Source organism: Promicromonospora xylanilytica, assembly GCF_054782895.1.
Map to the genome: position 1 here is coordinate 1 of NZ_BAAGRP010000074.1, position 25,034 is coordinate 25,034.

A 25,034-nucleotide genomic window follows, 5' to 3' on the forward strand; every position below is an offset into this window, starting at 1 on the left:
GGACTGGCACACACCCTACGAAGCAATGAGCAAGCTACTGTCAGCCGACACAACCGGTGTTGCGACCACCGATTGAATCCGCCCTACCTCGCCAGGTGACTACCTCGGCGTATACCGGGCGCACCTCCGACGTTCGGCCCGTGTTCACAGTTAGGCTCACCCCGTGCACCTCAAGACGCTCACGCTCCGGGGATTCAAGTCCTTCGCGTCGGCGACCACCCTTGAGCTGGAGCCGGGCATCACCTGCGTGGTGGGCCCCAACGGCTCCGGCAAGTCCAACGTGGTCGACGCGCTCTCCTGGGTCATGGGCGAGCAGGGAGCCAAGTCGCTGCGCGGCGGCAAGATGGACGACGTCATCTTCGCGGGCACGTCGGGCCGCGCGCCGCTCGGCCGCGCCGAGGTGGCCCTGACCATCGACAACACCGACGGCGCGCTGCCGATCGACTACACAGAGGTCACGATCTCCCGCACGCTGTTCCGCAGCGGCGGTTCCGAGTACGCGATCAACGGCAACAGCTGCCGTCTGCTGGACATCCAGGAGCTCCTGAGCGACTCCGGCATCGGGCGTGAGATGCACGTCGTCGTGGGGCAGGGGCAGCTCGACGCCGTGCTGCGCGCCACGCCGGAGGAGCGCCGCGGCTTCATCGAGGAGGCCGCCGGTGTCCTCAAGCACCGCAAGCGCAAGGAGAAGGCGCTCCGCAAGCTCGACGCGATGCAGGGCAACCTCGCCCGGCTGGGCGACCTGACCGCCGAGCTCCGCCGCCAGCTGGGCCCGCTCGGCCGGCAGGCCGAGGCGGCCCGCAAGGCCCAGACGGTGCAGCGCGACCTGCGCGACGCGAAGTCCCGTCTGCTCGCCGACGACCTCGCGCAGCTCACCGCGCAGCTCGAGCAGGAGCGCGCCGACGAACGCTCCCTCCGGGAGCGCCAGGCCGAGACCGAGGCGGCACTGACGGAGGCACGCGGCAGGCTCGCCCGCCTGGAGGCGGCGATGTCCGCCGAGTCGCAGCAGGTCAGCCAGGCGGGCGACACGGTCTTCGCCCTGTCGCAGACGCGCGAGCGGCTGCGCAGCCTCCAGTCCCTGGCCGGCGAGCGTGCGCGACTGCTCGGCACCGCCGAACCCGCCCACCAGGGCCAGGACCCGGACGACCTGGAGGCGCAGGCCGCCCGCGCCCGGGCGAGCGAGGAGGAGCTGGTCACCGAGGTCGAGATGGCCCACGAGGTGGTGGAGACTGCCGTGGACGCGCGGGCCGAGGCCGAGGCCGCGGCGCAGGAGGCCGAGCGTACGCACGCGGGTCTGCTGCGTGCGGCCGCCGACCGCCGCGAGGGCCTCGCCCGCCTGGCCGGGCAGGTGGCCGCGCGCCGCAGCCGGGTCGAGGCCGCGCAGTCCGAGCTGGACCGGCTTCGCGACGCCCTGCTCGAGGCGGAGGAGCGGGTGGCGAACACCTCGCGCGAGCTCGGGGCGCTCGAGTCGGAGGTCGGTGGTGGCGAGGACGGCGAGGAGGGGCTCGACGTCGCGCACGAGGCAGCGTCGGAGGTGCTCGAGCTGGCGAAGGCCGAGGTGCGGCACCTCCAGGAGCAGGTGACGACCGCGCAGCGGGACCGCAGCGCCGCCGCCGCCAAGGTCGAGGCACTGGAGCTGAGCCTGGACCGCAAGGACGGCGCCGGCACCCTCCTGGCCGCCGACCAGGCCGGGGTTCTGGGCTCGGTGGCGGCGCTGCTCGGCATCGAGGCGGGTTTCGAGGACGCGGTGGCGGCGGCGCTCGGCCCGGTGGCGGACGCCGTCGCCGTGGCGGGCGTCGACGAGGCGGTGGACGCGCTACGGCTACTGCGGGACGAGGACGCCGGCCGCGCCAGCCTCGTCGTCGGCTCGGACCGGAGAGCCGCGCACGACGCCGACCGGCCGGCGGTCGCGCTGCCGGCCGGGGCGCGGTGGGCCACCGACGTGGTCCAGGTGGCTGGTCCCGCGTCGGCCGCGCTGCTGACGATCCTGCGTGACGTGGTGGTCGTGGACGACCTCGCGCGAGCCCGCGCGCTCGTCCGTGACCAGCCGGTGGTCGCGGTGACCAGGGCCGGCGACCTGCTCGGCACCACACGGGCCTGGGGTGGGTCGGCGGCCGCGCCCAGCGTGCTGCACCTGCAGTCGGCGCTCGACGAGGCCAAGGCCGCCCGCGACGAGGCCGCCGCCCGGGAGACCGACGGTTCGGCGCACCTGGAGCGTGCGCGTGCCGAGCGTACGACGGCCCAGGAACGGTACGACGAGACGCTCGCCCGGCTGGGCGAGGCGGACGCCGCCCGCGCCGCCGCCGCGGAGCAGCTCGGTTCGCTCGGTGCGGCCGCGCGTGCCGCCCAGGCGGAGGCCGACCGGCACCGGGCCGCGCTGGAGCAGGCCCGGTCCCGCCGCGAGGAGGACGAGATCGAGCTGGAGGCGCTCGTCGAGCGCATGACGATCGCCGAGGAGGAGCCCTCCGACGGCGAGGGCTCGATCGACGCGGTGCAGGCGGAGCGGGACACGGCCGCCGCCGCGGCCACCGCGGCCCGGGCCCGGGAGACCGAGGCGCGGCTCGCCCTGCGGACCGCCGAGGAGCGGGCTCGTGCGGTGTCGGGCCGGGCGCAGTCGCTGGCCGCGGCGGCGGAGCAGGAGCGTGCGGCCCGCGCCCGCGCGGCCGAGCGTGAGGAGCTGCGGCGGCGTGACGCGTCGCGCGCGACGCTGGTGCAGCAGGCGGTGGCGGTCGCGCTCGAGGCGATCGGTCGGTCGCTCGACCGGGCGGTGGCCGACAAGGCGGCCGCCGAGGAGGCGCGGGCGGCGGGCTCCGAGCAGCTGGTCGCGGTGCGGGGGAGCGTCGAGTCGCTGACGGGCGAGCTGCGCGAGCTCACCGACGTGGCCCACCGGGACGAGGTCGCCCGCGCGCAGCAGGTGCTGCGCCTCGAACAGCTCCAGAGCCGGGCGTCCGAGGAGCTGGGCATGGACCCGGACGTGCTCATGGAGGAGTTCGGTCCGCACCAGGCGGTCCCCGTCTACGAGGGTGACGCGGCGGTCCGCGGCCGTAAGCGTCGCGCCGTGGTGGAACGTGACGACGAGGGCAACCCGATCCGGTACGAGGGCGATCCCGCGCTGCCCCGTGGCGCGGCGGCGCGCGAGGACGCGCTCATCGCGCGCACGCGCGCCCTGCACGAGGCGGGCCTGCGGCCGGACGACCCCGCGGCCACCGCGGTGGTCGTCGCGGCTGCCGGGGCCGAGCCGGAGGAGGGCCCGGCCGAGGGTGAGACCGCAGCGGTCGAGGAGCCGGCCCCGAGCGAGCCGAAGCCTGACCGGACTGTCCCGTACGTCCGCGAGGAGCAGGAGGCCCGGCTGGCGAAGGCCGAGCGGGCGCTGTCCCGGATCGGTGCGGTGAACCCCCTGGCGCTGGAGGAGTTCGCGGCCCTGGAGGAGCGGCACCAGTTCCTGGTGGACCAGCTCGCCGACCTGAAGAAGTCCCGTGAGGACCTGCTGCAGATCGTCGACGACATCGACGAGCGTGTGCAGCAGGTGTTCGCCGAGGCCTTCCAGGACACGGCGGCCAAGTTCCTCGAGATCTTCCCCCGGCTCTTCCCCGGGGGCGAGGGCAGGCTGACGTTGACGGACCCGGAGAACCTGCTCACCACGGGTATCGAGGTCGAGGCACGGCCGGCGGGCAAGAAGGTCAAGCGGCTGTCGCTGCTCTCGGGCGGTGAGCGCTCGCTGGCCGCGGTCGCGTTCCTCGTGGCGATCTTCAAGGCACGGCCCAGCCCGTTCTACATCATGGACGAGGTCGAGGCGGCGCTCGACGACGTCAACCTGGGGCGCCTCATCGAGATCTTCAAGGAGCTGCAGAAGGACAGCCAGCTCATCGTGATCACGCACCAGAAGCGCACGATGGAGGTCGCGGACGCCCTCTACGGCGTGACCATGCGTGGCGACGGCGTCACGACCCTGATCAGCCAGCGGATGGGTGACCGGGAGGCGGTCACCGCCTGAGCAGGAGGTGCACCGGGGGTGAATTTTCGTGCCCCGCACAGGGAAATTTTCAGGTGTGAGGCATTTCTCCTGCGTTCCGCGCGCGTGTTGCGCGGCGTGTCGCGGCCGTCTGCACGGCAGGACCGGACAAGACACGACACAATAGGGCCATGTGGTGGTCGGTCATTCTGCTCGTGGTGTGCCTGGTCCTGGCGGTCGGGGTCTTCGTCGTCGCCAGCCAGATGGACGCGCCCGCGAACAGGACTGAGCAGGTCTCGTTCCTCCAGTGGTTCTCGTCCGGCATCGCACATCTTCGTGGTGACGCCAAGCGGCGCAGGGACGGCCGCCGCCTCGGCGCGTCCGCCGTCGCGACCCACGCGGTCGGTGCCCCCTCCGTGTGGGTCGGCAAGCCACCCGTGGTCAAGCCGGACGACTCGCCCGTGGACATGGGCATGTCCGAGTTCTTCGCGGCGACCATCGAGTCCAAGCCCGGTTACGTCGACGCCGAGGAGCTGACCGACGTGCTGAACCGGGCACGCGACCAGGCGCAGAAGACCCTGCACGTGCCGCTCGGGACGGTGCCGCTCAAGCCGACCAACCTCGTGCCGGGGCAGCTCAGGGCCGTGCGGCCGGTGCAGAACGTGCAGAGCGTCGCGCCGGAGCCCGCGGTGGACGACGGCCCGGCCCAGGCCGCGAGCTAGCGTCCCCGCCGGGTCCGCCAGGCCCGGCCCCGCTTCAGCTCTGTACGGTGCGGTGCGAGACGATCACGGGGGTTCCGCCGATCGGATCCGTGAGGATCGACGCCTCGACGGAGAAGACCTCGCGCAGCAGCTCGGTGGTGACGACCTCGGCGGGCGCGCCCTGCGCGACGATCTCGCCGTCGCGCATGGCGACGATGTGGTCCGCGTACCGGCACGCGAGGTTGAGGTCGTGGAGCACCATGACGACGGTCCGGCCGTGGTCCCGGTTGAGCGTGGCGACCAGCTCCAGGACGTCGAGCTGGTGCGCCATGTCCAGGTACGTCGTCGGCTCGTCGAGCAGGAGCAGATCCGTGCGCTGCGCGACGGCCATCGCGATCCAGGCTCGCTGGCGCTGCCCGCCGGACAGCTCGTCCACGTCCCGGTCGGCGATCTCCTCCGTGCCGGTGGCACGCAGCGCGTCCGTCACCGCGTCCGTGTCCGACCTGCCCCACTGGTGCCACCAGCTCTGGTGCGGGTGCCGCCCGCGGGACACGAGGTCCCGCACGGTGATCCCCTCGGGCGCTACGGGCGACTGGGGAAGCATGCCCATGACGCGTGCCACCTCGCGGGTGGGCAGCTCGGAGATCGCCCCGCCGTCGAGGAGCACCGTCCCGCTCGTCGGCGGCATGAGGCGGGCGAGACCGCGCAGCAGGGTCGACTTGCCGCACGCGTTGGGCCCCACGATGACGGTGACCCGCCTGTCGGGCACGGCGAGCGACAGCGTGCGGACGATCGTCCGTTCGCCGTAGCCCAGGGTCACGGCGTCGGCGCGGAGGCGGGCGTCGGACGTGATGGCGACGTTCATCAGGGGGTCCCTCTCGTCGGACGGCGACGCTGCAGCAGGTACAACAGGTAGGGCGCGCCGAACAGGCCCGTCAGCACGCCCACGGGGAGCTGGAACGGCAGGGCCGTGCGGGCGACGGTGTCCGCCACGAGCACGAGCGAGGCGCCGGCGGCGCCCGCCAGCAGCGGTGGGATGTCAGGGACGGCGGCGAGCCGGCGCGCAACCTGTCCCGAGACCAGGGCGACGAACGCGACGGGACCGGCGGCCGACGTGGCGAGCGCCGCCAGGCAGACCGCGATCACGAGCAGGGCGGCCCTGGCGCGACCGGGCCGCACGCCCCAGCCGGACACGACGTCGTCCTCGAAGAGGAGGGCGCGGCCCGTGTGGGCCAGCACGAGGGCGGCGGGCACCAGAAGAGCCACCCCGACGGCCACCGGCATCGTCTCGCCCCAGCCGCGCGCGTTCAGGCTCCCGGTGAGCCAGGCCGCCGAGCGCTGCGCGTCGTAGACGTCGATGCGGGTGAGCAGGAACTGGGTCAGCGCGGTGAGCGCGGCCGACAGTGCGATGCCGACCAGGAGGATGCGGCGTCCCCGGAGGGCCCCGTCCCGGGCGAGCAGGGCGATCAGCGCGGCCGCGGCGAGGCCGCCCGCCAGGGCGGCCGCCGGGATCGGGACGACGCCGACGGGCCCGCCCAGGGAACCGACGGCGATGACTGCTACGACCGCCACCGAGGCGCCCGCGCTGATGCCGAGGACGTCGGGACTGGCCAGCGGGTTGCGCAGCACGCTCTGACTGAGCCCGCCGGACACGCCGAAGGCGGCGCCCACGATCATGGCCAGGACCACGCGGGGCAGCCGGACCTCGAGCACCGCGTACACGGTGTTCTCCGGCCCGCGGCCCTGGAGCGCCGCCCACAGCGCCTCGGGCGACGTCGGTTCGTCGCCGAGGCTCAGGGCCACCGCGGACACGACGGCCAGGAAGAGCCAGGTCCCGAGCACGGCGGCGACGACCCGGCGCCGGGGGCGGGGCCGGGGGAGCAGGGAGCGCGGGGCGCGCGGGGACCGGCCGGTACCCACCCGGACGGCGGTCACCGGGCACGCTCCTTCGCGCGGCGGGTCAGCCAGATGAAGAACGGGGTGCCGAGCAGCGCCGTCACGACACCTACCTGAACCTCGGCGGGACGGGCGACCAGGCGGCCCACGACGTCGGCGGTCACCAGCAGGAGCGGACCGAGCACCGCCGAGAGGGCGAGCACGCGCCGCACGTCGGTACCCACCAGCGCCCGGGCGACGTGCGGGATGACCAGACCGACGAACGCGATGGGCCCGGCCAGCGCGACCGCGGTGCCCGACAGCAGCACCACGGCCGCACCGGCGAGCAGCCGGCTGCGCACGACGGCGACACCGAGCGCCGCCGCCGTGTCGTCGCCCAGGGCCAGGGCGTTGAGCGAGCCGGACACGACGATCGCCAGGATCGCGCCCACGACCGCCGGCGGGATCGCGGGCAGCAGTACCGCAGGCTCCGGCAGGCTCAGCGCGCCGACCACCCAGAACCGGTACTGGTCCATGGTGGAGGCGCTGAGCAGCACGGTCGCCGAGACCGCGGCCCCGAGGAAGGCGGTCATGGCCATGCCGGCGAGCGTCATGTTCACGGGCGTGAGTCCTTCGGGCGAGCGGCTCGCGAACAGGTATACCGCCGCGGTCGCCAGCGCCGCCCCGGCCAGTGCGAGCAGCACGCGGGGGACCCCCGCGCCGAGGCCCAGGAAGACGCTGCCCGCCACCACGGCCACCGCGCCGCCCGCGGAGATGCCGAGCAGGCCGGGGTCGGCCAGGGGGTTGCGGGTCACCGCCTGCGCGAGCACCCCGGCCACGCCCAGCGCGCACCCGACGAGCAGGCCCAGCAGGGTGCGCGGCAGCCGCAGCTCCCAGATCACCGTCGCGGCGATGCCGTCGTGCCCCAGCAGCCCCGCGAACGTCTCGGCCGGCGACAGCACGCGCGTGCCCACGGTCACGCTGGCGAGCGTGGCGGCGGCCAGCAGGACGAGCGCTGCGAGCAGGACCGCGGTGACCGCGGTCCCGCTCGCAGCGACGGTCCGGGGTGCGCTCACCGCTGGTCGGCGGCGATGGCTTCCAGGTCGTCGAGGACCAGCTCGGCCCCCGCCACACCCAGGCCCAGGTACCAGGTCTCGTCCGGCACCTCCTGCACGACGCCACCGTCCGCCACCGCGGGCACCTGGTCCCACAAGGGTCCGTCGACCACCGCGGCCTGCTCGGTGGAGTCGGGCTCGCCGTAGGTGCCCCACAGCAGCCAGTCACCCTCGGCGAGCGTGATCTCCTCGGCCGAGATCTCCACGGCGAGGTCGGCGATGTCCTCGGTCTCCGGCCGGGGCAGCCCGGCGTCGTCGAGGACGATGCCGATGAACGAGTCGTTCGCGTACAGCCGGATCTGGCCCGCCATGAAGCGCAGCATCGTGATCGTCGGGGCCTGCCCGCCGTTCGCCTCGGTGACGGCGGCGCCGACCTCGGCCGCGCGCTCCTCGTAGGCGTCCAGCAGCTCCTGAGCGCGCACCTCCTCGCCCACGGCGGCGGCGTTGAGCAGGAAGTTCTCCTTCCACAGCACGCCGGGGCGAGGCGCGAGCACGGTCGGCGCGATGTCCTGCAGCTGCCGCTTGAGGTCGTCGTCGTCGATCCGCAGCGAGGTGCCGAGGATCAGGTCCGGCTCGAGGTTCTTGATCTGCTCGAGGTCCAGGGCGTCGTACGGGCCCAGGTCGACGGCGTCGCCGACGTCGAGATAGTCGGGCGCCATGCCGACGTCGGCCGGGTGGGCGATGCCGACCGGCTCGATGCCCAGGGCGGCCATGTTGTCGAGCTCGCCCGTGTCGAGCACGATGACGCGCTCCGGCTTGGCGGGGATCTCCGTGTCGCCGACCTCCTCGTTGGCCACGAGGTTGCGCACGGTGCGGGGAAACTCGCCGGGCGCGGCGTCGGTGCCGAGCCGGGCGGCCAGCTCGCGTACGTCCTCGAATCCCTCCTGCCCGGTGGCGACGTTGGACTTGTTGTCGCCGGTGCCGGAGTCGTCCGCCGGGCCGCAGCCGGTGAGCAGGGCGGCGCCGAGGACCAGGACGGCGACGGTCGCGGTAACTGCGCGGGGCATGGTGGTTCCTCTGTCTCTGGTGACGGCCGCGTTCGGCCGTGGTTCCGAGCCAGCGCGGGCTCCGGGCTGAGTCGCGCGCGGCGACGTCACCTTACACTCGGGAATTAGGCAAGCCTAAGCATGCCCGGCTCCCGGACGTCGCGGCGGCGCTGCCGCGCGGCCCTCCGCGGGATGAAAGAATCTGGGGCGTGAACGAGCTTCCCTGGATCGAGATCATCTCCGCCGTCGTCGTCGTCCTCGCGGGCGGTGGCGGCATCGCAGGCCTCGTCGCCGTCCGGCGCCGGAGGCGCGACCAGGACCAGGCCGGCGGCACCGCGACCGTCGAGCGCGAGCGGACGGCGGAGCCGGAAGCGCCGGCCGTGCCCGCCACGACGGCCGAGCCGGAGGCCGCCGCCGAGCCGACCGAGGCCCCGCCGGTCCGCCCCACGGTCGAGACGCCGGCGCCCACGGCCGGCCGCCTGGTGCGGCTCCGCGACCGCCTCGCGCGCTCGGGCTCGCCGCTCGGCGCCCGCCTGTTGTCCGTCCTGTCCCGCGACGCGCTCACCGAGGACGACTGGGACGAGATCGAGGAGGAGCTGCTCCTGGCGGACGTCGGCGCGGGGCCGACGACCGAGCTCCTGGAGTCGCTGCGCACCAAGGTCCGCGTGCTGGGCGTGCGGGAGCCCGCCGCCGTGCGCGATCTGCTGCGCTCCGAGCTCGTCGCCCTCCTGGACCCGGCGCTCGACCGCACGCTGCGGACCGAGCCGACCACGGCGGACGACGGAACGCACCTGCCCGCCGTGACGCTCGTCGTGGGCGTGAACGGCACGGGCAAGACGACGACGGTCGGCAAGCTCGCCCGCGTGCTGGTGGCGGACGGTCGCAGCGTCGTGCTCGGCGCCGCGGACACGTTCCGGGCGGCCGCCGCCGACCAGCTCACCACGTGGGGCAACCGCGTGGGGGTGCCGACCGTGCGCTCGGACCGCGAGGGCGCCGACCCCGCGTCGGTGGCCTTCGAGGCGGTCGCCCGCGGGCGCGACGAGAAGATCGACGTCGTGCTGGTGGACACCGCGGGCCGTCTGCAGAACAAGGCAGGGCTCATGGACGAGCTCGGCAAGATCGTGCGGGTCTCCAGCAAGGTCGCCGCGCCGAGCGAGGTGCTGCTCGTCCTCGACGCGACCACGGGCCAGAACGGGCTCTCGCAGGCCCGGGTCTTCGCGGAGGTCGCCGGCGTCACGGGCATCGTGCTGACCAAGCTGGACGGGACCGCCAAGGGCGGGATCGTCGTGCAGGTGCAGCGCGAGCTCGGCGTGCCGGTCAAGCTCATCGGCCTGGGCGAGGGGCCGGACGACCTGGCGCCGTTCGACGTCGACGAGTTCGTGGACGGCATTCTCGGGTGAGTCCCAGCAGGTCTCGCCTCCCTTCTTCGCCACCCCGGGTGTGAAACGAGACGTTTACCCTCCTCCGGCCTGCTTCACGCGCCCGTAACTCCAGGGTGTGTCCGGTGAAACGGTCCTTCGCGACTGTGTTGCGAACCCAGCACTCCGAGCTGGCCAAGAGAGGATCGTCATATGGAACTGGACACCGGAGCCACAGCGTGGATGCTGATGTCAGCGTCACTCGTGCTCCTCATGACTCCCGGCCTCGCCCTGTTCTACGGCGGGATGGTCCGGGGCAAGTCCGTGCTGAACATGATGATGATGTCGTTCGGGGCCATCGCCGTGACCGGTGTCGTCTACGTGCTGTGGGGCTGGTCGATGTCGTACGGGGCCGACGTCGCGGGCATCTTCGGTAACCCGTTCGACCAGTTCGGTCTGGCCGGCGCGATCTACGACGACGCCGGCGAGTTCGTCATCGACGACTTCGGCGTGCCGGGCATCGTCGGGGTCGGGTTCCAGGCGACGTTCGCCATCATCACCGTCGCGCTGATCTCCGGGGCGATCGCGGACCGCGTGCGGTTCGGCTCGTGGCTCGTGTTCGTCGGGCTCTGGGTCACGCTCGCGTACTTCCCCATGGCGCACATGGTCTGGGGCGGCGGCCTGCTCTCGCCGGACGGCCCGTTCGCGAGCATCGCCACGCCCATCGACTTCGCGGGCGGCACCGTCGTCCACATCAACGCGGGCGCCGCGGCCCTCGTCCTCGCCCTCGTGATCGGCAAGCGGAAGGGCTTCGGGTCGGAGCCCATGCGCCCCCACAACCTGCCGCTCGTCATGCTGGGCGCCGCGCTCCTGTGGTTCGGCTGGTTCGGGTTCAACGGGGGCTCGGCCTTCACCGCCGACGGGGCCGCGGGCCTCGCCTGGGTCAACACCACCGCGGCGACCTGTGCCGCCATCCTCGGCTGGCTGGTCGTCGAGAAGCTGCGTGACGGCTCCGCGACCTCCCTCGGTGCCGCGTCCGGCGTGGTCGCGGGCCTCGTGGCCATCACGCCCGCCGCCGGCGCGCTCAGCCCGGTCGGCTCCGTCGTCGTCGGCGCGATCGCCGGTGCCCTGTGCGCCTTCGCGGTCAGCCTCAAGTACCGGTTCGGGTTCGACGACTCGCTCGACGTCGTGGGCGTGCACCTCGTCGCGGGCCTCTGGGGCACCGTCGCCATCGGCTTCTTCGGTACGGAGACCGGCCTGTTCTACGGCGGCGGCGCGAACCAGCTCGCCGTCCAGGTGATCATCGCCGTGATCGCCGTCCTCTTCTCCGCCGTCGTCACACTGGTCCTCGCGCTCGCGATCAAGCCGCTCGGCTGGCGCGTCTCCGAGGAGGCGGAGGTCAGCGGCATCGACCTCGCCGTCCACGGCGAGACGGCGTACGAGAACTCGGGTTCCACCATCACCGAGGTGCGCTGACCGTGATCACGGTTCAGCGCCCGACCGCTAGGGAGGTACGCGCATGAAGCTCGTCACGGGGATCGTCCAGCCCCACCGGCTCGACGACGTCAAGACGGCGTTGGAGAGTGCCGGTGTCCGGGGGATGACGGTGAGCGAGGCCAGCGGCTACGGCCGGCAGAAGGGGCACACGGAGGTCTACCGCGGTGCCGAGTACACCGTGGACCTCGTGCCGAAGGTCCGGGTGGAGGTCCTGGTGGCCGACGCCGACGTCACCGCGGTCACCGACGCCATGGTGAACGCGGCCCAGACCGGCAAGATCGGTGACGGCAAGGTCTGGGTCGTGTCGGTCGACGACGTGGCCCGCGTGCGCACCGGCGAGCACGGCGACGCCGCCCTCTGACCGGGGAGCCGTCGACGACGTATGGCACATGACCCGGTGTCGGAGGACGCCAGGGCGCAGGCTCCGGACCCCGCCGACGGGGTCCGGGGCCTGCGCGAGCAGCTCCTCACCATCGCGGCAGACCTCACCGGGCCGGGGCGCTCCGGCCAGGCCCGGCGGTCCGCCGTGGGCCAACGGGTCACGGACCGCCTCGGTGTGCTGTTCGCCGAGGCGACGAGGGACGTGGTCCCCACGGGTATCGCCCTGGCGGCCGTGGGGAGCCTGGGGCGGGACGAGCTCGGTCCGCTGAGCGACCTGGACCTCGTGCTGGTGCACGACGGCCGGTCGCACAGTGCCGAGGACCTGCAGCGTGTGGCGGAGCGCCTCTGGTACCCGCTGTGGGACTCCGGCGTGGATCTCGACCACGCGGTGCGGTCCCTGAGCCAGTGCCGCCAGGTGGCGGCCAGCGACCTGCCCGCGGTGATCGGCTGGCTCAGCGTGCGCGCCGTGGCGGGCGACGCCGCCGTGGTGCACCGGGCGGCCTCGGTGGTGCTGAAGGACTGGCGCGCCGCGGCCCGCCGCCGGCTGCCCGAGCTCCTCACCTCCACCAGGGAGCGCGCGCGGCGGGCGGGCGAGCTCGCCTACCTCATCGAGCCGGACCTCAAGGAGGCGCGCGGTGGCATCAGGGACGCGGTCCTGCTGTCCGCGCTTGCCGCGACGTGGCTCACGGACCGCCCGCACGGTGCGGTGGACGCGGCGGCCACCCACCTGCTCGACGTCCGCGACGCCCTGCAGGTGGTGACCAGGCGGCGCACCAGCCGCCTGCTGCTGGCCGACCTCGAGGAGGTCGCGGAGCACACCGGCTACGACGACGGCGACGACCTCCTGGCCGGCCTCGCGGAGTCGGGCAGGACCATCTCGTACGCGCTCGACCTGACGATCCGGCGGGCTCGGCAGGCCCTGACGCGACCGGTGGGCGTCGGCAAGCCGCTGATGGTGCGCGGCCGCCGCACGCCGCCCCGGCTGCGGGTGGTGGGCGAGGGGTTGGTCGAGCACGACGGCGAGCTGGTGCTCGCCGTGGGCACGCGTCCGGCGTCGGACCCGCTGCTGCCGCTGCGGGCCGCCGCGACGGCGGCCAGGACCGGGCTCGTCCTGTCGCCCGTGACCATCGGGAGCCTTGAGCAGTGTCCGCCCCTGCCCGAGCCGTGGCCGCCGCCCGCCCGCAAGAGCCTGCTGTCGCTGCTCGCGGCGGGGCAGGCGCAGGTGCCGGTGTGGGAGGTGCTCGACCTCGCGGGAGTGGTCACCACCTGGATGCCGGAGTGGGGAGACATACGCAACCGGCCGCAGCGTGCAGCGATCCACCGGCACACCGTGGACCGGCACCTGGTGGAGACGGCGGCGGAGGCCGCCCGGCTGCGCCGAGGGCTGCCTGGCCCGACGGCGGGGCGTGCGGCCGCCGGCGACCTCCTGCTGCTGTCGGCGCTGCTGCACGACATCGGCAAGGTCCGCGACGCGCCGGACCACTCGGTGGAGGGAGCACTCCGGGTACCGCGCATCCTGGGGCGTGCGGGATTCCCGCGCCCGGTGGTCGACGACGTCACGCGCCTCGTGCGACACCACCTCACACTGGCGGACCTGGCCGTACGGGCCGACCCCGACGACCCGGCCACGGTCGCGGAGCTGCTGGCGGCGGTGGACCACCGGAGCGACCTGCTGCGGGTGCTGCGGGCGCTGACGGAGGCGGACACCACGTCCCTCGGGCCCAAGTCGTGGACGGACTGGCGCGCGCAGCTCGTGAACGGGCTCACCGAGCGCGCGCTCGCGAAGCTCGCCGATGAACGAGACGGGAGCGGACTCGATTAGGCTGTGTCCGTGTTCAATTCCCTGTCCGACCGGCTTACCTCGACGTTCAAGAACCTGCGCACGCGGGGCCGTCTCTCCGAGGCGGACATCGACGCGACCGTGCGGGAGATCCGCCGCGCCCTCCTCGACGCCGACGTCGCGGTGCCCGTGGTGCGCGAGTTCACCGCCGCGGTGCGCGAGCGCGCGCTGTCGTCGGAGGTCTCCGGTGCGCTGAACCCGGCCCAGCAGGTCGTCAAGATCGTCAACGAGGAGCTCGTCGACATCCTCGGCGGGGCCACGCGCCCGCTCACGCTGGCCAAGACGCCGCCCACGGTGATCATGCTCGCGGGTCTGCAGGGTGCCGGCAAGACCACGCTGGCCGGAAAGCTCGCGCACGCCCTGAAGGGGCAGGGGCACACGCCCGTTCTGGTCGCGGCCGACCTCCAGCGTCCGAACGCCGTGACCCAGCTGACCGTGGTGGCCGAGCGCGCCGGCGTGCCGGTCTTCGCGCCGCACCCCGGCAACACGAGCGAGGCCGACGACCCCGCCGCCGACGCGCCGCTGATCGGCGACCCGGTCGGCGTCGCGCGCGACGGCGTCGCGTACGCGAAGGAGCGGCAGCACGACGTCGTGATCGTGGACACCGCCGGCCGCCTCGGCATCGACGAGGTGCTGATGCAGCAGGCCTCGGACATCCGCGCCGCGGTGAACCCGGACGAGGTCCTGTTCGTCATCGACGCGATGATCGGTCAGGACGCGGTGAACACCGCCAAGGCGTTCGCCGACGGTGTGGACTTCACCGGCGTGGTGCTCTCGAAGCTCGACGGTGACGCCCGCGGTGGTGCCGCCCTGTCGGTCGCCAAGGTGACGGGCCGGCCCATCATGTTCGCCTCCACCGGCGAGAAGCTCACCGACTTCGAGGTCTTCCACCCCGACCGCATGGCGAGCCGCATCCTCGACATGGGTGACGTGCTCACCCTGATCGAGCAGGCCGAGAAGGCGTTCGACGCCGGCGAGGCCGAGAAGATGGCGGCCAAGGTCGCCAGCGGCCAGGACTTCACGCTCGCGGACTTCCTGGTGCAGATGCAGCAGCTGAAGAACATGGGCTCGATGAAGAAGATGCTCGGCATGCTGCCGGGCATGGCCCAGATGCGCGACCAGCTCGACCAGTTCGACGAGCGCGAGGTGGGTCGCATCGAGGCGATCATCCACTCGATGACGCCCGCCGAGCGGGAGAACCCGAAGATCATCAACGGCTCGCGCCGCGCCCGGATCGCCAAGGGTTCCGGTACCACGACGACCGCCATCAACCAGCTCCTCGAGCGGTTCGACAACGCCCAGAAGATGATGCGGCAGATGTCAAAGGGCGGCGGCATGGGCCCCGGTGGGATGCCGGCGATGCCCGGAGGCCCCGGTATGGGCATGGGCAAGAAGTCCCGTGGCAAGACGGCGCCTCCCAAGAAGGGCAAGAAGGGCAAGTCCGGAAACCCCGCGAAGCGCGCCCAGCAGGAGAAGGAAGCCATGCAGCGCGCGCTCGGCGGTGGGCCCGCCGGCACGCCGTCGGCGCCGGCCGGCTCGTCCTTCGGCCTCGGCGCCAAGAAGGACGAGGCACCCGACCTGAGCAACATCGAGCTGCCGCCGGGCCTGGAGAAGTTCTTGGGTCGGTGAGGTCCGCCGGTGGTTCCGGCGGGTGGTGGTGGGTCACAGCGGGTGCGGTAGGCCGCTGGTCGTGCGGGGGGCAGGGCGTGTCCACAGGGTGAATCGGGGAGAACGAAGGAGCCGGATGTCTGCGCTGGAAGGTCCTACCGCGGCGATCCGCGGACGCATCCTGCTGGGTGACGACCGCGAGGCCGAGGAGATCTGGGTCCGCGGCGGCAGGGTCAGCCTGACCCGCCCGTCGGCGCAGGGCACCAACATGCAGGTGCTGGAGGGCTGGGCGGTGCCCGGCCTGGTGGACGTGCACTGCCACATCGGGCTCGCCGCCGACGGCGCGGTGCCCGTGGAGGAGGCCGAGAAGCAGGCGGTCGCCGACCGCGACGCCGGGGTGCTGCTGATCCGCGACGCGGGCTCGCCGCTCGACACGGCGTGGGTGCACGACCGCAGCGACCTGCCGCACCTCCTGCGCTCGGGCACGCACCTGGCGCGGCCCAAGCGGTACCTGCGCAACTACGGCCTCGAGCTCGAGTCCCCTGAGCTGCTCCCCGACGCGGTGCGTACCCAGGCGCGCCGTGGCGACGGCTGGGTCAAGCTCGTGGGCGACTGGATCGACCGCACGCTGGGGGCCGACGGGGACCTGCGCCCGCTGTGGCCGGACGACGTGCTCGCCGAGGCGGTCGCCGTGGCGCACGCCGAGGCGGCGCGGGTCACGGTGCACGCCTTCGCCACCGAGACCATCGACGGGCTCCTGGCCGCGGGTGTGGACTGCATCGAGCACGGCACCGGCATGACCGCCGAGCACATGGCGGTGGCGGCGGAGCGCGGGATCGCCGTCACGCCGACCCTGCTGCAGGTCGGACAGTTCGAGAGCATCGCGGCGCAGGCCGACGGCAAGTACCCCGTGTACGCGGAACGGATGCGCGCCATGTACGCGAACCGATATCAGCAGGTGCGGGACCTGCACGCCGCGGGCGTGCGACTCCTCGTCGGCACGGACGCCGGCGGCACCATCTCGCACGGCCGGATCGCCGACGAGTGCGCCGAGCTGGTCGCCGCGGGCCTCCCGGCGGCCGAGGTGGTGGCGATGGCGTCCTGGCGCGCCCGCGACTACCTGGGCTTCGGGTCCGTGGTCGAGGGGTCGAGCGCCGATCTCGTGGTGTACCCGGCGGACCCGCGCGAGGACATCGAGGTGCTGCGCCGCCCCACGGCGGTCGTGCTGCGCGGCACGGTCTACCCGACCGATCGCTGACGGGCCGGCGTGTGACGCACACGCGGTTGGTGGGCACCCCCGCCGTCTGGCACAATATCCACGTACTCGGCATGCCCAGACCCCTCTCACCTGGTCGTGCCGTGTCCCGGTCTCACACACTGCTTCACCCCACGTCGCGGTGCGCGGACCATCCCATAGAAACCAGGAGAGACCACTTCGTGGCTGTCAAGATTCGTCTCAAGCGCCTCGGCAAGATCCGGGCCCCGTACTACCGTGTCGTCGTCGCCGACTCGCGCACCAAGCGCGACGGTCGCGTGATCGAGGAGATCGGCAAGTACCACCCGACCGAGGAGCCGTCGCTCATCGAGATCAAGTCGGAGCGCGCACAGTACTGGCTCGGCGTCGGCGCACAGCCGAGCGAGCAGGTTGCCGCACTGCTCAAGGTGACCGGTGACTGGCAGAAGTTCAAGGGCCTGCCGGGTGCCGAGGGCACGCTGCGGGTCAAGGGCGAGAAGGTCGACGCGGCCGCCGCGATCGAGGCCGTCAACGCCGATGCCGAGAAGGCCAAGGCCAAGGCTGCCGAGAAGGCCGCTGCCGCTGCCGCCGAGGCTCCGGCTGAGCCGGCCGAGGGCGACGAGGCCTGATGCTCTCGGAGGCCCTCGAGCACCTGGTGCGCGGCATCGTGGACAACCCGGACGACGTTCGCGTCTCCGCGAAGACGCTGCGCCGTGGTGACCTGCTCGAGGTCCGAGTGCACCCCGACGACCTCGGCCGAGTCATCGGCAGGGGCGGTCGCACGGCGCGCGCGCTGCGCACCGTGATCGGTGCGCTTGCCACCGAGGGTCCGGTGCGGGTCGACGTCGTGGACGTCGACCGGCGCTGACAGCATCGCGCTGCGGGGCTGCCCGCCCTGTACGTCGACGAGGCCCGGTCCGAACGCGGACCGGGCCTCGCTCGTTCCTTACCCTTGATCCTCACCCTTCATCCCTCGAGGAGAGACATGCAGCTGACCGTGGCCCGCGTCAGTAAGCCGCACGGGCTCAAGGGCGAGGTCGCCCTCGACCTGCGCACGGACGACCCGGAGACCCGGCTCGCGGTCGGTGAGCGGCTCGAGACCGTGCCCGCCGAGGCCGGCCCGCTGACAGTGACGCACGCGCGCGAGCACCAGGGGCGGTGGCTGGTCACGTTCGCGGAGATCACCGGCCGCGACGCGGCGGAGAACCTGCGCGGGACGGAGCTCGTCGTCGAGGCGGACTCGTCCTCCGAGGAGGACGCCTGGTACCCGCACGAGCTCGCGGGCCTGCGCGTCGAGCTCGACGACGGCACGGTGGTCGGCAAGGTCGTCTCCCTCGAGTACATGCCCGCCCACGAGGCGCTGCTCGTCGAGGAGACCCTGCCCGACGGTGGCACGGCCCGCACGCTGGTCCCGTTCGTCATGGCGATCGTGCCGGTGGTCGACGTCGAGGGCGGTCGCGTGGTGCTGACCCCGCCCGGCGGGCTGCTGGCCCGGGACGCCGACGCCGCGATCGTCGACCGTGCCGATGACGTCGACGCCGTCGAGCGTGAGGACAGCTGACGTGCGCATCGACGTCGTCTCGATCTTTCCCGACTACCTGGCGGCGCTCGACCTGTCGCTGGTGGGCAAGGCGCGACAGCGGGGTCTGCTGGACCTGCGCGTGCACGACCTGCGGGACTGGACCACCGACCGGCACCGCACCGTGGACGACACCCCGTTCGGCGGAGGCGCCGGCATGGTCATGCGGCCCGACGTGTGGGGTCTCGCGATCGACGAGGTCCTGGACGTCGAGGTGACGGGGGCCCACCTGATCGTCCCGACGCCGTCGGGCGAGGTGTTCACCCAGCGGCATGCCGAGCGCCTCGCGTCGGCCGAGCAGATCGTGTTCGCCTGCGGACGGTACGAGGGCATCGACGCGCGGGTGGCGGAGCACTACCGGGACGCCGGTGTCACCGTGCACGAGCTGTCGATCGGTGACTACGTGCTCAACGGGGGCGAGGTCGCCTCCCTCGTCATGATCGAGGCCGTGGCGCGGTTGATCCCCGGTATGGTCGGCAACCCGGACTCGCTGGTGGAGGAGTCGCACGGTGCCGCAGGCCTGCTGGAGTACCCGGTGTACACGAAGCCGCCGTCCTGGGCGGACCTCGAGATTCCCGAGGTGCTGCTGTCCGGGCACCACGCGAAGATCGAGCGCTGGCGCAGGGACCGCGCGCTGGAGCGGACGGCGCGGCTCCGCCCGGACATGATCGCGGCGCTCGACGTCGCGGCCCTGGACAAGCACGACCTGGCGCTCCTCGCGGAGGTCGGCTGGGTGCCGGACCCGCAGGACGCCGGGAGGCTCGCGCGGGCCTGAGGGCGAGCGCCGGGCGTCACATCCGCTCGGCTGCCTGTTCCGGCTGTTCGTATGGCAGAATTACCCGTTGGTGCGTCGCCGGTCAGGTCTCTGCCACAGGGGACGGCCGGGACGGGCAACCGTCCCTGACCGGGTCAAGCCGCACCAGCACACACACCCTTCCGGGACCCTGCCGGCCTGTCGGCCGAGGCAGGGCCCACGATATTCGCGCCTGACCTGTGGCAGGCCCGGAGAGAACAATGCAGAAGCTCGACATGATCGACGCAGCCTCGCTGCGATCCGACATCCCGGAGTTCCGCGCCGGTGACACGGTCAAGGTCAACGTCAAGGTCGTCGAGGGCAACCGCTCTCGTGTCCAGGCGTTCCAGGGCATCGTGATCTCCCGCCACGGCGGCGGGATCGGCGAGACGTTCGCTGTCCGCAAGGTCAGCTTCGGTGTGGGCGTGGAGCGCAAGTTCCCGCTGCACGCGCCGTCGATCGAGTCCATCGAGGTCGTCACCCGCGGCGTCGTGCGCCGTGCGAAGCTCTACTACCTGCGCGAGCTGCGCGGCAAGAAGGCGAAGATCCGCGAGAAGCGCGAGAGCTGACGCGCACCAGCACGTCTCGAACGCCGGCCGTCATCCTCACGTCGGGGATGGCGGCCGTCGTCGTGACTGCCCCGGTCAGCAGGGATGCCACCGGGGCATCTGACCGGCCGCGCGACCATTTCGCCGCGGACGCCCCGAGGTGACAGAGTTACCCTCGTGACGAGTTTCGACCGGGTGGCGCCGCCCACCCCTATCGATGGGACGCCCTTGAGCGCAGCAGATCCGTGGGAGAACAGCGGGGCGCATCGTCGGGGCGGGGCCGCCCACGGTCGTGAGCCGCGCAAGCAGCAGTCGGGCTTCGTCGCGATGCTCAAGGAGGTCGGGATCATCGTGGTCAGCGCGCTGGTCCTGTCGTGGCTCATCAAGACGCTGCTGGTGCAGCCGTTCTACATCCCGAGCGCGTCCATGGAGGACACGCTGACCGAGGGCGACCGGGTGATGGCCTCGCGCCTGACCCCCGGTCCGTTCGACCTGAAGCACGGGGACATCGTCGTCTTCGTGGACCCGGGCGACTGGCTGCCGCCCTACCCGGCACCGGACCGGGGGCCGCTCGGCAACGCGGCGACGTCCTTCCTGACCACCGTGGGCCTGCTGCCGCAGGACACGGGCGACCACCTCATCAAGCGCCTGATCGGGCTGCCCGGCGACAAGGTCGTGTGCTGCGACGCCGAGGGGCGGGTGTCGGTGAACGGCACGCCCATCGACGAGACGTACATCAAGCCGGGCTCGGTGCCGAGCCAGGACCCGTTCGAGGTCACGGTGCCCGCGGACATGCTGTGGGTCATGGGCGACAACCGCCAGGACTCGCAGGACTCGCGCTACAACCGGGGCAAGCCCGGTGGCGGGTTCGTGCCGATCGACAACGTCGTCGGCACGGCGTTCGCCACCGTGTGGCCGCTGGACCGGCTGAACTGGCACAACCATCCGAGCGACGTCTTCGACGGCGTCCCGGACGAGCCCCCAGCGGAGAAGTAGGTGGTGCGGACCGTGCCCACGCTGCGGCAGGAGCGCGCGCTCCTCGCCTCGGGTGCCCGCCTCGTCGCGGGCATGGACGAGGTGGGGCGCGGGGCCCTCGCCGGCCCGGTCAGCGTGGGCGTGGTGGTGGTCGACGCCGCCACGCGCACCGGTCCGAAGGGCGTCGCCGACTCGAAGCTGCTGACGCCCGCCGCGCGGGAGGCCATCGCGCCGGCAGTGCGGAGCTGGGCGGTGGCCTGGGGCGTCGGCCACGCCGGGCCCGCGGAGATCGACGAGATCGGGATCATCGCGGCGCTCCGGACCGCCGGCCGCCGCGCACTGGCCCAGGTACGGCTGATGTGCGGCGACGTCGACGTGGTGGTGCTGGACGGCAAGCACGACTGGCTCTCCACCCCGTCGCTCGACCTGTTCGCGGCGGCGGACGCGCCGGACGACGGCGTCCCCGACCCCGCCGTGCGGACGCTGATCAAGGCCGACATGACCTGCACGTCGGTGGCGGCCGCCAGCGTGCTGGCCAAGGTGGAGCGCGACGCGATCCTGGTCGAGCTGGCGCAGCGGCACCCGGAGTACGCATGGGACCAGAACAAGGGCTACAGCGCGAAGGCCCACATGGACGCGCTCGGCCTGCACGGGCCGACCCCGCAGCACCGCAGATCCTGGAACCTGCCCGGAACCGCGGCGTCGGTGGGATGATGCTTTCGTGAGCGCCGAAGACCTCGAGAACTACGAGACGGAGATGGAGCTCGCGCTCTATCGCGAGTACCGCGATGTGGTGGGCCTGTTCGCCTACGTGGTGGAGACCGAACGCCGGTTCTACCTGGCCAACCAGGTGGACCTCCAGGTGCGGTCCGCCGCGGGTGAGGTGTACTTCGAGCTGCGGCTCGGCGACGCCTGGGTGTGGGACGTCTACCGGTCGGCCCGCTTCGTGAAGTCGGTCCGCGTCGTGACGTTCAAGGACGTGAACGTCGAGGAGCTGGCGAAGGCGGAGCTCGGCCTCTGACGCAGACCCGCCCTGGGCCGAAACTCGTCGTGAGCCTGTGCGGACCCTCCTGACGGGACGCCAGGGGTTCGACCACGACGTGGGACCTGTGGATCGTCGAGCTGTGCACAGGTGACCCCGACGGCGCCGTCGGACTGCCCTGCCGTGACCAAGGCTGGTCATGGAGGTGGACGCGATGGCGAAGAAGGACGGCGTGGGCCGGTACGGCGAGCGCGTGGCGCTGCGACACGTGGAGGCACGCGGCTGGCGTGTGCTCGACACCAACTGGCGCGGCAAGGACGGGGAGCTCGACATCGTCGCGCTCGACGACGACGTGCTCGTGGTGATCGAGGTCAAGACCCGGTCGGGCCACGGGTTCGGGCACCCGGCGGAGGCGGTGACGCCCCGCAAGCTCGCCCGCATCAAGCGGTTGACGGGGCAGTGGATCACCGTGTTCAGGGAGCGACTGGCCGAGGCGCGGCTGCTGGAGGAGGCGGGACCGGGCAGCGCCGTGCCGGTGCTTCCGGACGTGCGCGCGCGGTTCGGTGCCGTTCGGATCGACGTGGTGGCGGTGACGCTGCAGGCCAAGGGGCGCCCCGTGGTCGAGCACCTCGAGTCGGTGGCCTGATGGGCACGGCGACCACGCGGGCCGTCTCGCTCGTCGGCATGCGGGGACACGTCGTGGAGGTGCAGGCCCACCTCGCCGCGTCGGTCCCCGGGTTCACCCTGGTGGGCCTGCCGGACGCCGCGCTGAGCGAGTCGCGGGACCGGGTGCGCGCGGCGGTGACCAGCACGGGGCTGGCGTGGCCAGTCAAGAAGATCACGGTGAACCTCTCGCCGGCCTCGCTGCGCAAGCAGGGCAGTGCCTACGACCTCGCGATCGCCGTGGCGGTGCTCGCGGGTGCCGAGGGGCCCTCGTCGCCGGGGCTGCGCCGGACCGGGCTCGACCGCGTGGTGCACCTGGGCGAGCTCGGGCTCGACGGGCGCCTCCAGCCGGTACGTGGCGTCCTGCCCGCCGTCGCGGCCGCCGTGGACGCCGGGTACCCGGACGTCGTGGTGGCCGCGGGAGACCTCGACGAGGCCCGCCTCGTGCCGGGCGCACGGGTCGTGGGCGCGGCGAGCCTCGGCGAGGTGATAGCGCTGCACGGCGGACCGCCCGAGCTGGTCCGGGAGGTGGTGACCGTGCTGCCGACCCGAGCGGCGCCGCCCGCACGGCGGCCGGGGGACCTGGCCGACGTCATCGGGCAGGAGCGTCCGCGCGCGGCGCTGGAGGTGGCGGCCGCCGGAGGGCACCACCTGCTGCTCGTCGGGCCGCCGGGAACCGGAAAGACCATGCTGGCGTCCCGCCTGCCGGGCATCCTCCCGGACCTCACGGACAGAGAGGCCGTCGAGGTCACCGCCGTGCACTCCGTGGCGGGAACGTTCGACCCGGGCGGAGGACTGATCCGTCGGCCGCCGTTCGAGAACCCGCACCACACGGCCACGCAGGCTGCGGTGGTGGGTGGCGGGTCGGGTATCGCCCGACCGGGAGCGGTCTCGCGGGCGCACCGCGGAATCCTGTTCCTCGACGAGGCTCCCGAGTTCGGCGCACGGGTGCTGGAGACGCTGCGGCAGCCGCTGGAGCAGGGCGAGCTCGTGATCCACCGGTCCGGGGGCGCCGCGCGATACCCGGCCCGGTTCCAGCTCGTCCTCGCCGCCAACCCCTGCCCTTGCGGGCTGGCGATGGACAAGGGCCTGGAGTGCAGCTGCTCGCCCGCGATGCGGCGCCGGTACTTCGCGCGCCTGTCCGGGCCGCTGCTGGACCGGGTGGACGTGCAGGTGGAGGTGCGTCCCGTCGACCGGGTCGAACGGGTGGAGGGTACGTCGGAGCCGTCTGCGACCGTGGCGGCCCGGGTCCTCGCCGCACGCGAGGCCGCGCGGGCGCGCCTGGCCGGCACCCCGTGGTCGACCAACGCCGAGATGCCGGGACGGTTCGTGCGCGACCTGCTCCGGCCGCACCCGGGCCTGTTCGGACCGATCGAGCGCGCGATGACCGACGGACGGCTCAGCCTCCGGGGTGTCGACAGGGTGCTCCGGATCGCCTGGACCCTCGCCGACCTGGCGGGGCGTGCCGCGCCCACGGTGTCGGACGTCGGCAATGCGCTGCTGCTGCGCACCGGAGGCGACCGTGGGTGAACCGCTCTTCGACCTGCCCCGCGCGGGGCTCGGGTTCGACGTCGGGGATCCGGTGCTGGCTCGGGCGGCGTGGAGCCGGATCGCCGAGCCGGGGGATCCGGTGGCGGGAGCCTTGGTGGGCAGCCTCGGACCGGTCGGAGCGCTCGACTGGCTCGTGGACGCGGCCGGGTCGCCGGAGACGGCCGGCGCGGTGCTCCGTCGGCTCGAGAGTGCGGCGCAGGGGGCTGTGCCCGGTGCGGCACCAGGAATCGGTTCGGGTCCGGTCGGGGCCGATAGGGCCGACGCACCCGGGCGTCTGCTCGGTCCCGTCGCCGAGGGCCCGGCTCCCGAGGCCCCCGCCGTCGGCAGCCTGACCTCCGGACCGCGGGCGGCGGAACTGGTCATGGCGGCGGTCCGGCGCTGGGCGCCCCGGCTCGAACGGCTCGACCCCGGGGGAGAGCTCGCCGTGCTCGGCCGGTACGGGGGAACGTTCCTGACGCCGGACGATCCCCGCTGGCCCGCCGGGTTCGCCGCGCTGGGGGCCGGCGCACCGCTGGCGCTGTGGGTGCGTGGCGACCCTGACCTGGCGCGGCTGGGGGAGCGCTCGGTATCGCTGGTCGGTTCCCGGGCCTGCACCGACTACGGCATCCGCGTGACCCGGGCACTGGCCTGCGGGCTGGCCGACCGGGGGTTCACGGTGGTCTCCGGCGGCGCCCACGGCATCGACGCGGAGGCGCACCGGGGCGCGCTCGTCTCAGGGACGCCGACCGTGGCGTTCCTCGCGGGCGGCGTCGACCGGCTCTATCCGGCGAGCAACACCGACCTGCTGCGGCGCACCGTCGAGCAGGGTGCCGTGGTGAGCGAGGTGCCGCCCGGGTCGGTGCCGGGAAAGCAGCGGTTCCTCAAGCGGAACCGGCTGATCGCGGCGCTCACGTCCGGCACGGTGGTGATCGAGGCGTCGGTCCGGTCCGGCGCGCTCTCCACCGCCAACCACGCGGTGCGGTTGCTCCGCCCGCTGGGCGCGGTGCCGGGGCCCGTCACGTCCATGGCCTCCGCCGGGTGTCACGAGCTGCTGCGTCGCGGCGCCGCCGTGTGCGTCACGGACGCGGCGGAGGCCGCGGAGCTCGTCGGGGACCTGGGCGAGAGCGCGCCGCGGCGCCGCGGCGAGCAGCGGCCCGGTGACGACCTCGACGCGGTGGGCAAGGCCGTGCTGGACGCACTGCCCGTGCGCAAGGCCGCGCACGAGCGCTCGATCGCGCGAGCGGCAGGGCTCGCGCTCGGCGACGCCACAGGAGCTCTCGGGCTGCTGGAGCTCATGGGCCTGGCCGAGCAGCGGGACGGAGGCTGGCGGCGGCGCTGAACGGGGCTCGGCGGGCCAGGTAGGGGCGAGGACGGCGGCGCGCCTGCTTCGTCGCGCGGCGTGCGAGCTGCACACTGG

General features: G+C 73.2%; 23 protein-coding genes. 19 read left to right on the forward strand and 4 right to left on the reverse strand.

Features of this window, described 5'->3' with window-relative positions; translation table 11 throughout:
• Positions 1–163 precede the first annotated feature (163 nt).
• Complete coding sequence (gene smc / locus ACYVK7_RS22880) at positions 164–3,994, forward strand: chromosome segregation protein SMC (protein ID WP_460890029.1); 3,831 nt, start codon at positions 164–166, stop codon at positions 3,992–3,994.
• A 149-nt stretch (positions 3,995–4,143) separates the two neighbouring features.
• A complete protein-coding gene (locus tag ACYVK7_RS22885; RefSeq protein WP_460890030.1) occupies positions 4,144–4,674 on the forward strand; it encodes a hypothetical protein in 531 nt (176 codons plus the stop codon).
• Positions 4,675–4,708: 34 nt separating this feature from the next.
• Here the strand turns inward: ACYVK7_RS22885 and ACYVK7_RS22890 are convergent, their stop codons facing one another.
• Genes ACYVK7_RS22890 through ACYVK7_RS22905 form a run of 4 tightly spaced genes read right to left on the reverse strand, consistent with a single transcriptional unit; the run spans position 4,709 to position 8,650 of the window.
• Entirely contained in the window at positions 4,709–5,518 is an 810-nt protein-coding gene (locus tag ACYVK7_RS22890) for an ABC transporter ATP-binding protein (RefSeq protein WP_460890031.1), read from the reverse strand.
• A complete protein-coding gene (locus ACYVK7_RS22895) occupies positions 5,518–6,588 on the reverse strand; it encodes a FecCD family ABC transporter permease (protein WP_460890032.1) in 1,071 nt (356 codons plus the stop codon). The genes ACYVK7_RS22890 and ACYVK7_RS22895 overlap by 1 nt, the downstream gene beginning before the upstream one ends.
• The gene (locus tag ACYVK7_RS22900; protein ID WP_460890033.1) at positions 6,585–7,604 is read right to left on the reverse strand and encodes a FecCD family ABC transporter permease; all 1,020 of its coding nucleotides are present in this window, start codon (positions 7,602–7,604) and stop codon (positions 6,585–6,587) included. Before ACYVK7_RS22900 ends, ACYVK7_RS22895 begins: the two co-directional genes overlap by 4 nt.
• The gene (locus ACYVK7_RS22905) at positions 7,601–8,650 is read right to left on the reverse strand and encodes an ABC transporter substrate-binding protein (protein WP_460890034.1); all 1,050 of its coding nucleotides are present in this window, start codon (positions 8,648–8,650) and stop codon (positions 7,601–7,603) included. Before ACYVK7_RS22905 ends, ACYVK7_RS22900 begins: the two co-directional genes overlap by 4 nt.
• Before the next feature lie 188 nt (positions 8,651–8,838).
• On the opposite strand from ACYVK7_RS22905, the gene ftsY reads away from it, so the two are divergent.
• From ftsY to dprA, 17 genes are all read left to right on the forward strand, one after another.
• Entirely contained in the window at positions 8,839–10,029 is a 1,191-nt protein-coding gene (ftsY, locus tag ACYVK7_RS22910; RefSeq protein WP_460890035.1) for a signal recognition particle-docking protein FtsY, read from the forward strand.
• A 171-nt stretch (positions 10,030–10,200) separates the two neighbouring features.
• Positions 10,201–11,463 (forward strand): ammonium transporter, encoded by a 1,263-nt coding sequence (locus tag ACYVK7_RS22915; RefSeq protein ID WP_460890036.1) that lies wholly within the window; start codon positions 10,201–10,203, stop codon positions 11,461–11,463.
• A 43-nt stretch (positions 11,464–11,506) separates the two neighbouring features.
• Positions 11,507–11,845 (forward strand): P-II family nitrogen regulator, encoded by a 339-nt coding sequence (locus tag ACYVK7_RS22920; protein WP_460890037.1) that lies wholly within the window; start codon positions 11,507–11,509, stop codon positions 11,843–11,845.
• Positions 11,846–11,866: 21 nt separating this feature from the next.
• Positions 11,867–13,687 carry a [protein-PII] uridylyltransferase family protein gene (locus tag ACYVK7_RS22925; RefSeq protein WP_460890038.1) on the forward strand — a complete coding sequence of 607 codons (1,821 nt, stop codon included), beginning with the start codon at positions 11,867–11,869 and terminating at the stop codon, positions 13,685–13,687.
• Between the two features lie 9 nt (positions 13,688–13,696).
• Positions 13,697–15,334: a signal recognition particle protein gene (ffh, locus tag ACYVK7_RS22930; RefSeq protein ID WP_460890039.1), complete on the forward strand. Its 1,638-nt coding sequence runs from the start codon at positions 13,697–13,699 to the stop codon at positions 15,332–15,334.
• Between the two features lie 115 nt (positions 15,335–15,449).
• Positions 15,450–16,571, forward strand: a complete 1,122-nt coding sequence (locus tag ACYVK7_RS22935; protein ID WP_460890040.1) for an amidohydrolase family protein — start codon at positions 15,450–15,452, stop codon at positions 16,569–16,571.
• A gap of 179 nt (positions 16,572–16,750) precedes the next feature.
• The gene (rpsP, locus tag ACYVK7_RS22940) at positions 16,751–17,176 is read left to right on the forward strand and encodes a 30S ribosomal protein S16 (protein WP_460890041.1); all 426 of its coding nucleotides are present in this window, start codon (positions 16,751–16,753) and stop codon (positions 17,174–17,176) included.
• Positions 17,176–17,415: an RNA-binding protein gene (locus ACYVK7_RS22945; RefSeq protein ID WP_020016864.1), complete on the forward strand. Its 240-nt coding sequence runs from the start codon at positions 17,176–17,178 to the stop codon at positions 17,413–17,415. The genes rpsP and ACYVK7_RS22945 overlap by 1 nt, the downstream gene beginning before the upstream one ends.
• A gap of 117 nt (positions 17,416–17,532) precedes the next feature.
• Positions 17,533–18,108: a ribosome maturation factor RimM gene (gene rimM / locus ACYVK7_RS22950; protein WP_460890042.1), complete on the forward strand. Its 576-nt coding sequence runs from the start codon at positions 17,533–17,535 to the stop codon at positions 18,106–18,108.
• Between the two features lies 1 nt (position 18,109).
• Positions 18,110–18,901: a tRNA (guanosine(37)-N1)-methyltransferase TrmD gene (trmD, locus tag ACYVK7_RS22955; RefSeq protein WP_460890043.1), complete on the forward strand. Its 792-nt coding sequence runs from the start codon at positions 18,110–18,112 to the stop codon at positions 18,899–18,901.
• Between the two features lie 239 nt (positions 18,902–19,140).
• Positions 19,141–19,488, forward strand: coding sequence for a 50S ribosomal protein L19 (gene rplS / locus ACYVK7_RS22960; RefSeq protein WP_460890044.1), 348 nt, complete (start codon positions 19,141–19,143; stop codon positions 19,486–19,488).
• A gap of 207 nt (positions 19,489–19,695) precedes the next feature.
• The gene (gene lepB, locus ACYVK7_RS22965; RefSeq protein ID WP_460890045.1) at positions 19,696–20,463 is read left to right on the forward strand and encodes a signal peptidase I; all 768 of its coding nucleotides are present in this window, start codon (positions 19,696–19,698) and stop codon (positions 20,461–20,463) included.
• 3 nt (positions 20,464–20,466) lie between these two features.
• Positions 20,467–21,156, forward strand: a complete 690-nt coding sequence (locus ACYVK7_RS22970; RefSeq protein WP_460890046.1) for a ribonuclease HII — start codon at positions 20,467–20,469, stop codon at positions 21,154–21,156.
• A 7-nt stretch (positions 21,157–21,163) separates the two neighbouring features.
• The gene (locus ACYVK7_RS22975; RefSeq protein ID WP_460890047.1) at positions 21,164–21,463 is read left to right on the forward strand and encodes a DUF2469 domain-containing protein; all 300 of its coding nucleotides are present in this window, start codon (positions 21,164–21,166) and stop codon (positions 21,461–21,463) included.
• A 175-nt stretch (positions 21,464–21,638) separates the two neighbouring features.
• A complete protein-coding gene (locus tag ACYVK7_RS22980; RefSeq protein WP_460890048.1) occupies positions 21,639–22,070 on the forward strand; it encodes a YraN family protein in 432 nt (143 codons plus the stop codon).
• Positions 22,070–23,617 carry a YifB family Mg chelatase-like AAA ATPase gene (locus tag ACYVK7_RS22985; protein ID WP_460890049.1) on the forward strand — a complete coding sequence of 516 codons (1,548 nt, stop codon included), beginning with the start codon at positions 22,070–22,072 and terminating at the stop codon, positions 23,615–23,617. Before ACYVK7_RS22980 ends, ACYVK7_RS22985 begins: the two co-directional genes overlap by 1 nt.
• Positions 23,610–24,956, forward strand: coding sequence for a DNA-processing protein DprA (gene dprA / locus ACYVK7_RS22990; RefSeq protein ID WP_460890050.1), 1,347 nt, complete (start codon positions 23,610–23,612; stop codon positions 24,954–24,956). Before ACYVK7_RS22985 ends, dprA begins: the two co-directional genes overlap by 8 nt.
• Positions 24,957–25,034 lie beyond the last annotated feature (78 nt).

Bases quoted from the DNA above. Each gene is read 5' to 3' on its own strand.
- ACYVK7_RS22885 (WP_460890030.1), top strand. From the start codon at position 4,144: ATGTGGTGGTCGGTCATTCTGCTCGTGGTGTGCCTGGTCCTGGCGGTC.
- ACYVK7_RS22890 (WP_460890031.1), bottom strand. From the start codon at position 5,518: ATGAACGTCGCCATCACGTCCGACGCCCGCCTCCGCGCCGACGCCGTG.
- ACYVK7_RS22905 (WP_460890034.1), bottom strand. From the start codon at position 8,650: ATGCCCCGCGCAGTTACCGCGACCGTCGCCGTCCTGGTCCTCGGCGCC.
- ACYVK7_RS22915 (WP_460890036.1), top strand. From the start codon at position 10,201: ATGGAACTGGACACCGGAGCCACAGCGTGGATGCTGATGTCAGCGTCA.
- ACYVK7_RS22920 (WP_460890037.1), top strand. From the start codon at position 11,507: ATGAAGCTCGTCACGGGGATCGTCCAGCCCCACCGGCTCGACGACGTC.
- ACYVK7_RS22925 (WP_460890038.1), top strand. From the start codon at position 11,867: ATGGCACATGACCCGGTGTCGGAGGACGCCAGGGCGCAGGCTCCGGAC.
- ACYVK7_RS22935 (WP_460890040.1), top strand. From the start codon at position 15,450: ATGTCTGCGCTGGAAGGTCCTACCGCGGCGATCCGCGGACGCATCCTG.
- ACYVK7_RS22945 (WP_020016864.1), top strand. From the start codon at position 17,176: ATGCTCTCGGAGGCCCTCGAGCACCTGGTGCGCGGCATCGTGGACAAC.
- rimM (WP_460890042.1), top strand. From the start codon at position 17,533: ATGCAGCTGACCGTGGCCCGCGTCAGTAAGCCGCACGGGCTCAAGGGC.
- rplS (WP_460890044.1), top strand. From the start codon at position 19,141: ATGCAGAAGCTCGACATGATCGACGCAGCCTCGCTGCGATCCGACATC.
- ACYVK7_RS22980 (WP_460890048.1), top strand. From the start codon at position 21,639: ATGGCGAAGAAGGACGGCGTGGGCCGGTACGGCGAGCGCGTGGCGCTG.
- ACYVK7_RS22985 (WP_460890049.1), top strand. From the start codon at position 22,070: ATGGGCACGGCGACCACGCGGGCCGTCTCGCTCGTCGGCATGCGGGGA.